The sequence below is a fragment of the Polyangium sorediatum genome (genome assembly GCF_029946465.1).
Taxonomy (GTDB): Bacteria; Myxococcota_A; Polyangia; order Polyangiales; family Polyangiaceae; genus Polyangium; species Polyangium fumosum.
The window spans coordinates 1-9158 of record NZ_JARZHI010000143.1; the positions used below are offsets into that span (position 1 = coordinate 1).

Below are 9158 nucleotides of genomic sequence, written 5' to 3' on the forward strand. Positions count from 1 at the left end.
GGGCGCCGTCGCAGCGCGGCGGTGCGGGCGCGCCTGCGGCGCAGCGGGGCGCGCAGAGCGGCGGGGCGCAGAAGGGGATGGCGCGCGGCGGGAGCGCGCGGGGCCAGGCGGTATCGGCGCCGCGCAAGCAGCGGGCGCGGGGCTGAGCCTCGCGGCGTTCGCGGGGGCCCGCCGGCCGCGAGCGTCGAGGTCAATCGAGCGTGACGGGCTTGGGGGGAGCCGGTCACGCTCGATTGCATTGTGAACGCGCACCTATGACATGCCGCGCCAAAGGCGCGCAGAATTTTTCGCAGATCTTTGATTGAATAAAATCAACGTTCCACGTCCGTTCGTTTGCATGTCCAAGACGGCCGTTTTCGCTTGACAGGAGCGCTTCATTTCATGTTTTTGGGGGATTCACCCTTGTCTTCAGGGAGGTCCCATGGTCAGGATTCCTTATTGCATTGCGGCAAGCGCCCTTCTCCTCCTCGCCCCGAGCGCTGCATTCGCGCAGGCCGACGCGGCGGCGCCGCCCGCGCCCGAGGGTCAGCCTGCGGCTGCGGCCGAGGCGGCCCCTGCGGCCGCGCCTGCGCAGGCCGCGCCGGCGAAGGCCGAGCCCAAGGAAGAAGACACGAAGGACAAACCCGCGCCGAACTCGATCTATGCCGAGGGCCTCGGGGCTGGGCTCTGGTACTCGGTCAATTATGAGCGCCGCGTCATCGACGACCTCGGCGTGCGTGTCGGGTTCAGCTACATCTCGATCGGGGCGACGGTCTCTTCGGGGGGCGCTTCGTCGAGCGCGAGCGCGAGCCTTTTGACCTTCCCCATCACGGCGAGTTACCTCGGCGTTCGTAGCGGCAAGCATGCGCTCGAGGCCGGCGGCGGCGTCTCGATCACGTATGCGACGGCGCAGGCGTCGAACAGCTTCGGCGCGAGCGCGTCGGGCTCGGGCATCGGCGCGTATGGCAACGTCATGGTGGGGTATCGCTTGCACCCCGTGGACGGCGCGGGCTTCCAGTTTCGCGTCGGCGCGATGGCGCTCATCGGGCCGGGGTTCAACGTCTTCGGCGACGATCCGGATCCCGCCGCCGTCGGCGTCCTGCCGTTCGGATACATCAGCTTCGGCGCGGGTTTCTAGGCCGAATCCCGCGGCATAAGCAGCGGGTGGAGCGGCGCTTCCCCCATGGCCACGCGCGCCGCGTACTCGTACGAATCGTCCGTCGCGGCGATGTGCTGCGCGGCCGCGTGAATGTCCCGGAAGCACCGTTCGAGCACGGTCCCCGTATAAATCGCGCTCGACCCGCCCGCCCGAAACGCGAACGACGTCACGTCCGCCGCGACCTCCGTCGTATACGTCGTCGCGGCCCGCACCGCGGCCCAATCCTCGGGAGAGAGCGCCGCCCCCGCCTCGGCTTTTTGCATCGCCAACTCCATCACCTCGCGCCCGAGCGCCCGCGCCGCGTCGAGGGCCGCGCGTTTTCGGCCGAGCTCCACCCGGAAGCTCGATTGCGCGGCCAGGGCCTCGCCGTTCCAGGCCTTGATCCGGCGCGGCGCGACGATCGCGATCTCTTCGAGCGCGCGCCTCGCCACGCCGAGCGCGAAGCCGATGTGACCGGGCGCCGTGAGCGCGATGAACGGTAGCTCGAAATAGGCCTGCCCGCGCTTCCGCGCCGCCCCGGGATACGAACACGTGAACGACTCCTCCACGAACACCGCCTCCATGCGGTAATGGTTGCTCCCGCTCCCGCGCAGGAACGCCGTGTTCCACGTATCCTCGATCGTCACGCGCGAGACGGGCACCGCGACCTGCACGAACGAGGGCGGCCCGGCCTGCCCGGGCGCCTCGATCGCCGCGGCCGTGTACACCCAGCTCGCGTGCCGGATGCCGCTCCCGAACCCCCAGCGCCCCGTCACCTCGAACCCGCCGCGCACCCGCACCGCCTTCCCCGTCGGCACCTGCAGCCCGGCCGACGTCGGCATTCCGCCGGCGAAGATCTCCCGCGTCGCCGCCTCCGGCAGATACGCGCCCATCATTCCGTTCATGATCGCCCCGATCATCAGGGCCCAGCCTGCGGACGGGTCCGCGTGCGCCATCGCCTCGTACACCACGAGCTGCGTCCGCCCGTCCGCGCCGAGCCCGCCTACCTCTTTCGGCGCCGCCAGCGCGAACAGCCCCTCCTCCTTCATCGCGGCCACCACGGCCGGATGCAGCGTCGCGCCCTCGTTCGACGCGTCTGCGTGGGCCTCTGCGATCGGACGCACGCGGGCGACGGACGCGAGCAAGCGGGCTTCGAGGACGCTCTCGGTTTCTTTCGTCATGACGGTTCCCTCCGGGGACCGGGGTTCCTCTCCGGTCGTGCCCATGTAGACATCGACAACATCCTAAAGTTTCCACCGTCAACATGGAATGTTGCGATCGTCAACATCCGCCGCGGACGTGGTAGGCTCGGGACCGTGCCTCGACGCCCGCCGCCTCGCCCGTACCACCATGGGGACCTGCCTCGCGCGCTTCGGGAAGGCGCGCTCGCGCTCATCGAGGAGCGTGGGCCGATGGGGTTCACGCTTCGCGAGCTCGCGCGCCGGGTCGGGGTCTCGCATGCGGCGCCGTACCGGCACTTTGCGGACAAGCGGGCGCTGCTCACGGCGCTCGCGGCCGAGGGGGCGCATCGCCTCGCGGACGCGGTCGACGCAGCGCTCACGGCGGCGGGCCCGGACCTCCGCGCGCGGTTCCTCGCGGCCGCACATGCGTACGTGCGCTTCGCGATGGACCACCCCGGGTATTTCCAGGCGATGTTCTCCACCGACGCCGACCCGAACGACCCTGCCTTCGTGAACGGCCGCGAGCGCAGCCTCGGCCTCCTCTATCGCTACATCGCGGACGCCCAGGCGGCGGGGTATTTCGGCGAAGGCGAGGCGCTCTCCTACGTCATCCCCGTCTTTGCAATGCACCAGGGCCTCGCGGTGCTCGCCATGTCCGGCGCATTCGCGCCGTTCGGCGTGTCCGACGTGCGCGCCGCGTCGGACCTCGCGCACGGGCGCTTGCTCGACGGGCTCACGCGCGCCCGAGGCGAGGGGTAAGCTCCGCGCGAAAGCGTGAGGGGCGAGCCCTTGCGATCTTCCGCGATCACGCCGTGGCATGCCATCCTGGCGTGGCATGGTGAGCACGAGGATCCTTCTGTCATCGATGGTGGTGGGCCTCATCTCCGCGGCGAGCGCGTGCTGGCTCGGCGACTACCAGCCGCCCACGGGCCACGCAGGCGGCCCAGCGCAAGGCCGTGAGCTCCGCTGCGGCGACGATACCTGTGGACCCTCCGAGGTCTGCTGCGTCGAGCAGGGCAACGCCCCCACCTCTGCGTGTACGGCCGCGGACGGCTGCCTCTTCCTCGCGCTCCCGTGCGACAGCCCCGACGACTGCGCGCACCTCGGCGGCGTCTGTTGCGGCTTGTGGGACGAGGTCGCCTTCAAGTACACGGGCGTCGAGTGCTCGGACGCGTGCAGCAGCAACGATCGCGTCCCGATCTGCCGCCTCGACCACGACGACGCCGATTGCCCCACGGACCGCGATTGCAAAGAAGAGCACCTCTTCGGCCCTGGATTCGGCTCCTGCACCCCCTAGCATCCGTCCGGTATCCCCGCCCCCTGACATTCTGGCCACGCCCGAATGGAAACGGCCGTTCTCAGCGCCCCCCCGTCCCCCGGCAAACGCCGCGGGCCCCAGGCCCTCCCCCGATGGCCTCCCCTTTGCAAAGCGCCGGGCACACACCAAGGATCCTCGATGCGCATCTCTCCGCAGCTTCTCGCCGTGGCCACCGTCCTCCTTCCGACGCTCCACGCGAGCCTGGCCCAAGCGCAGTATTATCCGCCTCCGCAGCCTTACCCCTATCAACAGCCTTACCCGTACGGGCAGCCCGCTCCTTATCAACAACCCTACCCGTACCAGCAGCCCTATCCTTATCAACAGCCCTACCCGTACCAGCAGCCGAATCCCTACCAGCAGCCTTCTCCGGCGTACGGCGCACCGAACTACATCGACGCTGGCTCCAATTCCCGCAAGCCCAAGCACCAGCTCACCCTGCGCGTCTCCCCGGGCGCGAGCTTTCATTTCATCCCCGGAAGCTCGGCCCAGCCCGCCTTCGCCCTCGACGCTGGACTCGGCTTTCGCGCAGGCGTCGCCTCGTACACCTCCGTCTGGACCGAGGCCGGCTACTCCTACGACACCCTGGGCCCTGGGCATATGGTGGCCGTCGGCGTCGGTCCCCTCTTCGGGACGAACCAGACCTCGATCGGCATCCTCGAAAAACTCGTCATTGGTGACGTCGCCGGCGGCTTCGCCGTCGGCCCCCGCTCGAGCCTCGTCCTCATGCTTTACAACGGCAGCCTCGCGGCCGAGGTCGCCCACCAATGGATCTACAGCAACGTCGCGGACGCCGGCCACAACGAGCTGCGCCTCCAGGTCTCGGTCGACCCCATCAGCTTCCTGATGCGGTTCCTGGGCCGGTAGCTCCCTTCCGCCTCCTCCCCGAACGGATCGAGGCCTGGGCGGATCGTGCCTGCGCCGCTCCCTCAGCCCAGGCACGATCCGCCCAGGCAAAACCCCTGACGCGCACCTTCCTGCGCTCCCCCCTTGCTCTCGGACCTTTTTCCTGAGAAGCCTTCCGCCGCGCGGCCTCCGGATCCCTTGCCTCTCTCTGTGCCGCCCCCCAAGGTGACGACCATGGCAGACAGCTTCGGTGCTAAGAGCACCCTCTCGGTTTCCGGCAAGTCCCACACGATCTACCGCCTTCGGGCCCTCGCGAGTGACGCCGACCTCGCGCGCCTCCCGGTCTCCTTGCGCATCCTCCTCGAGAACCTTCTTCGTCACGAGGACGGCCGCGTCGTCCGCAAGGAGCACGTCGAGGCCGTGCTCCGCTGGGATCCCAAGGCCGCGCCTTCCCAGGAGATCTCCTTCCACCCGGCGCGTGTCCTCCTGCAGGACTTCACGGGTGTTCCTGCCGTCGTCGACCTCGCGGCCATGCGCGAGGCCTTCGCAGGCATGGGCGGCGATCCGAACCGCATCAACCCGCTCTCCCCGGCCGACCTCGTCATCGACCATTCGGTCGAGGTCAACTACTTCGGCACCCGCGACTCGCTCGTTCGCAACGCGGACCTCGAGTACCAGCGCAACGAAGAGCGGTACGTCTTCCTCCGCTGGGGCCAGCAGGCCTTCGAGAACTTCCGCGTCGTCCCGCCGGACACCGGCATCTGCCACCAGGTCAACCTCGAGTACCTCGCCCGCGCCGTCATGACCGACGCCGAGGGCCGCGCCTTCCCCGACACGCTCGTCGGCACCGACTCGCACACCACCATGATCAACGGCCTCGGCGTCGTTGGCTGGGGCGTGGGCGGCATCGAGGCCGAGGCCGCGCTCCTCGGACAGCCCGTCACCATGCTCGTCCCCGAGGTCGTCGGCTTCAAGCTCACCGGCAGCCTGCGCGAGGGCGCCACGGCGACCGACCTCGTCCTCACCGTCACCGAGATGCTTCGCAAGAAGAAGGTCGTCGGCAAGTTCGTCGAGTTCTACGGCCCGGGCCTCGCGTCGCTCTCGCTCCCGGATCGCGCCACGATCGCGAACATGGCGCCCGAGTACGGCGCCACGATCGGCTTCTTCCCGATCGACGGCGAGACGATCTCCTTCCTGCGCTTCACGGGCCGCTCCGAGGAGCAGGTCGCGCTCGTCGAGGCCTACTGCAAGGAGCAGGGCATCTTCCGCACCGAGGGCATGCCCGATCCGATCTTCAGCGACACGCTCGAGCTCGACCTCGGCGCCGTCGAGCCCTCGATCGCCGGCCCCAAGCGCCCGCAGGATCGCATTCGCCTCGCGGCCGCGCGCACGGGGTATCGCAAGAGCTTGCACTCGATGATCGAGAAGAGCTTCGCCGACATCGACGCGGCCTCCGTCGCGAGGTGGTGCGACGAGGCGAGCACCGACAAGCCCGCGGACGACGCCATCGCGGCGCGCATGCTCGTCCGTGACAAGGTCTTGAAGCCCGTCGCCATCGAAGAGGGCGACACCTCGTACAACCTCCGCCACGGCTCGGTCGTCATCGCGGCGATCACCTCCTGCACGAACACCTCGAACCCGGCGGTCATGCTCGCGGCGGGCATCCTCGCGAAGAAGGCCGTCGAGCGTGGGCTCGTCACGAAGCCGTGGGTGAAGACCTCGTGCGCGCCCGGCTCGCAGGTCGTCGCCGATTACTACGAGGCGTCCGGCTTGCTCCCGTACCTCGAGGCGCTCGGCTTCCACCTCGTCGGCTACGGCTGCACCACCTGCATCGGCAACTCCGGCGCGCTCCCCGACACGATCGTCGATGCGATCAAGAAGGGCGACCTCGTCGCGGCGAGCGTCCTCAGCGGCAACCGCAACTTCGAGGGCCGCATCAACCCGAGCGTGCGCATGAACTTCCTCATGTCGCCGCCCCTCGTCGTCGCCTACGCGCTGCGCGGTGACATGGACTGGGATCCGTACTCCGAGCCGATCGGCAAGGATCGCAACGGCACGCCCGTCTACCTCCGCGACATCTGGCCGACCGCGGCCGAGGTCCGCGAGACGATTCGTTCGGCTGTGAAGAGCGAGCAGTTCAAGACCCGGTACGACAATGCCCTCGTCGGCGACGTCGCCTGGCAGAAGCTCAACGTCCCCGCGGGCAAGACCTTCTCCTGGGATGACAAGTCCACCTACGTCCGCAAGCCGCCGTTCTTCGAGAACCTCGGCAAGCAGCCGCAGCCGGTCACGGACATCGTGGGCGCGCGCGTGCTCGCGCTCCTCGGCGACAGCGTCACGACGGACCACATCTCGCCGGCGGGCAACATCGCGAAGACGAGCCCTGCGGCGCGTTACCTCGTGGAGCACGGCGTCCAGCCGGCCGACTTCAACTCGTACGGCGCGCGCCGTGGCAATCACGAGGTCATGATGCGGGGCACCTTCGCCAACATCCGCATCAAGAACGCGCTGCTCGGCGGCGAGGAAGGCCCGAACACGCTCCACCTCCCGGCGGGCACGAAGCTCAGCATCTACGACGCGGCGATGAAGTATGCCGAGGAGAAGGTGCCGCTCGTGGTCCTCGCGGGCGTCGAGTACGGCACGGGCTCCTCGCGTGACTGGGCGGCGAAGGGCACGAAGCTGCTCGGCGTGCGCGCGGTCATCGCGAAGAGCTTCGAGCGCATCCACCGCTCGAACCTCGTCGGCATGGGCGTGCTCCCGCTCGAGTTTGCCGCGGGCGAGGACGCGCAGACCCTCGGCCTCGACGGCCGCGAGACCTTCGACATCAAGGGCATCGCGGAGGGCGTCACGCCCTTCAAGAAGCTCGAGGTCGTGGCGAAGAAGGCGGACGGCACCACGAAGACGTTCACGGCGACGGCCCGCATCGATACGCCGAACGAGGCGGATTATTACCTGAACGGCGGCATTCTTCAGTACGTGCTGCGGCAGATGGCGAAGTAACATGGCCGCATGACGAACCGGTCCTCGCGTTGGTTCTTCGTGCTCCTCGGGTCGCTCGCGACGAGCGCTTGTGGCGGTGGCGAAGACGAAACGCTGTACGAGCTTCGGGCCGTGACGCACGGCGGGGGCCGGTTCGTGGCGGTCGGGTACGAGAACATCCAGGGGGCCGATCCCCGGCCCCTGCTCCTCAGCTCCACGGACGGCCGATCATGGGAGCGGAACGACACGTCGCTCCCCCAGCAAGCGCTCCACGACGTCGCGTTCGGCAATGGCGTCTTCGTGATCGTGGGGGGCAGCGACCCCTGGGCCACCGTGACCCGCACGTCCTTCCCGGTCGTGCTCACGTCGGGGGACGCCGTCGCGTGGACGAGCCGCAATGTCCCCACGCTCGAGCCCATTCATAGCGTCGCGTTTGGCAACGGCCTTTTCGTGATCACCGACGGCGCCGGCCAGACGTTCACCTCGACGGACGGAAAGAGCTTCACGCCGCAGGCCGCGATCCCCAATGTCTTTAGTATAAGCGGAATCGCCTTCGGCGCGGGGCAGTTCGCCTTCTGGGGCTTCCATTCGAGCGTGCACGTCTCGCCCGACGCGCAGGCCTTCACCGAGCATCCTCTCGACATTCACGGCGTGAACTGCCTGCATTTCATCGACGGCCAGTTCCAGGGCGTCGGTTACATCGGGGGCCTGGAAGACAACCCGTTCATCGACAAGCACGTCGTCACGTCCGCCACGGGCGAGGAGTGGGCCACGAGGCGCGGGAGTTTTCCGTGCGATGGTTTGGCCGAGTCGAACGGCGTCCTCGTGGCGGGGTCGGGCTCTCAATTGTATCGATCCGTCGATGGCCAGCCGTTCACGCCCACACGTACGGCCGAGGAGCGGCACAGCCGGCTCGACGTGACGGTGGGGGACGGCGTCTTCGTGGCGGTCGGGGTCGACGAAATCGACACGAGCACGGACGGACAAACATGGACGGTGACGCCGATCCCGCGATAGCGCGGTCTACTTGAACTGCGCCGTCCCCTTGTACGTCTCGCCGTCCTTCCATTTCGCGACCGTCTCCTCGACGGTTTGTCCGTCTGCTCCGGTGATCCGCAACGTCACGGATTGCGAGCCGACGCCCTTGGCGGCCGTGAAATAGTTATCGTCCGAGCGCGTCATCTCCACCCACGCGTCGCCCTTTTTGAAGGCCACGCTCTTCACGGGCACGCGGTGATTGCGCACCTGGATCGAGGTCCAGTGGATCGAGCTCGTCTTCTTGAAGCGCAGCTCCAGGTTGCCTTGCACCGCGCAGGGCACGGGCTTCCAGGTCACCTCGGCCTTTCCGGCCTTCGTGCCGGCGATCTTCACGAACGCGGGCTTGTTGATGACCAGCCGATCCGGCGGGCAATCGTTGCAGCGGTCGGCGACCATCACGACCTGGGTGCCCTCGGAGCCCGTGATTTCGAGGCACTGACCACACGCCTGGATCTGGTTGTAGACGGCATTCGGCGCGGAGAGCACGGCGGCGTCGTGGCCGAACGTGAGCGAACAGCTCCCGCGGGCGTTCGCGTCGTAATACACGGCCTCGCCCTTCGAGGTCTTCACCTCGGGCTTGGGCGGCTCGGCGGCCTTGGCCTCGGCCGCTGGCGCGGGCGGCGGCGCAGCGGGCTCGGCGGGCGCGGGGGTGGGCTCCGGGGCGGCCGGGGCTGCGGGCGGC

The 9158-nt window shown here is 68.5% G+C and carries 8 protein-coding genes; 6 read left to right on the forward strand and 2 right to left on the reverse strand.

The features are described from left to right. Nucleotides 1-421: 421 nt before the first annotated feature. Nucleotides 422-1117 (forward strand): hypothetical protein, encoded by a 696-nt coding sequence (locus tag QHF89_RS49300; protein ID WP_136973348.1) that lies wholly within the window; start codon nt 422-424, stop codon nt 1115-1117. On the opposite strand, the gene QHF89_RS49305 is transcribed toward QHF89_RS49300, so the two are convergent. Next, a complete protein-coding gene (locus tag QHF89_RS49305; protein ID WP_136973349.1) occupies nt 1114-2298 on the reverse strand; it encodes an acyl-CoA dehydrogenase family protein in 1185 nt (394 codons plus the stop codon). The genes QHF89_RS49300 and QHF89_RS49305 overlap by 4 nt on opposite strands. Nucleotides 2299-2433: 135 nt before the next feature. Here QHF89_RS49305 and QHF89_RS49310 point away from each other — a divergent pair, with 135 nt between their 5' ends. The 5 genes from QHF89_RS49310 (at nt 2434) to QHF89_RS49330 (ending at nt 8455) form a co-directional block, all read left to right on the forward strand. Beyond that, on the forward strand, nt 2434-3057 hold the full coding sequence (locus QHF89_RS49310) for a TetR/AcrR family transcriptional regulator (protein WP_284721996.1): 624 nt from the start codon (nt 2434-2436) through the stop codon (nt 3055-3057). Between the two features lie 106 nt (nt 3058-3163). Then, complete coding sequence (locus tag QHF89_RS49315) at nt 3164-3595, forward strand: hypothetical protein (protein WP_136973351.1); 432 nt, start codon at nt 3164-3166, stop codon at nt 3593-3595. A gap of 159 nt (nt 3596-3754) precedes the next feature. After that, nucleotides 3755-4480 carry a hypothetical protein gene (locus tag QHF89_RS49320; RefSeq protein ID WP_136973352.1) on the forward strand — a complete coding sequence of 242 codons (726 nt, stop codon included), beginning with the start codon at nt 3755-3757 and terminating at the stop codon, nt 4478-4480. Nucleotides 4481-4693: 213 nt separating this feature from the next. Next, a complete protein-coding gene (gene acnA / locus QHF89_RS49325) occupies nt 4694-7459 on the forward strand; it encodes an aconitate hydratase AcnA (RefSeq protein ID WP_136973353.1) in 2766 nt (921 codons plus the stop codon). Between the two features lie 9 nt (nt 7460-7468). Next, nucleotides 7469-8455 (forward strand): WD40/YVTN/BNR-like repeat-containing protein, encoded by a 987-nt coding sequence (locus QHF89_RS49330; RefSeq protein ID WP_136973354.1) that lies wholly within the window; start codon nt 7469-7471, stop codon nt 8453-8455. A 6-nt stretch (nt 8456-8461) separates the two neighbouring features. Here the strand turns inward: QHF89_RS49330 and QHF89_RS49335 are convergent. Further along, a partial coding sequence (locus QHF89_RS49335; RefSeq protein WP_284721997.1) for an expansin EXLX1 family cellulose-binding protein occupies nt 8462-9158 on the reverse strand: 697 nt, incomplete at its 5' end.

Coding starts and splice junctions, on each gene's coding strand:
- QHF89_RS49300 (WP_136973348.1), top strand. CDS start 422: ATGGTCAGGATTCCTTATTGCATTGCGGCAAGCGCCCTTCTCCTCCTC.
- QHF89_RS49305 (WP_136973349.1), bottom strand. CDS start 2,298: ATGACGAAAGAAACCGAGAGCGTCCTCGAAGCCCGCTTGCTCGCGTCC.
- QHF89_RS49320 (WP_136973352.1), top strand. CDS start 3,755: ATGCGCATCTCTCCGCAGCTTCTCGCCGTGGCCACCGTCCTCCTTCCG.
- acnA (WP_136973353.1), top strand. CDS start 4,694: ATGGCAGACAGCTTCGGTGCTAAGAGCACCCTCTCGGTTTCCGGCAAG.
- QHF89_RS49330 (WP_136973354.1), top strand. CDS start 7,469: ATGACGAACCGGTCCTCGCGTTGGTTCTTCGTGCTCCTCGGGTCGCTC.
- QHF89_RS49315 (WP_136973351.1), top strand. CDS start 3,164: ATGGTGGTGGGCCTCATCTCCGCGGCGAGCGCGTGCTGGCTCGGCGAC.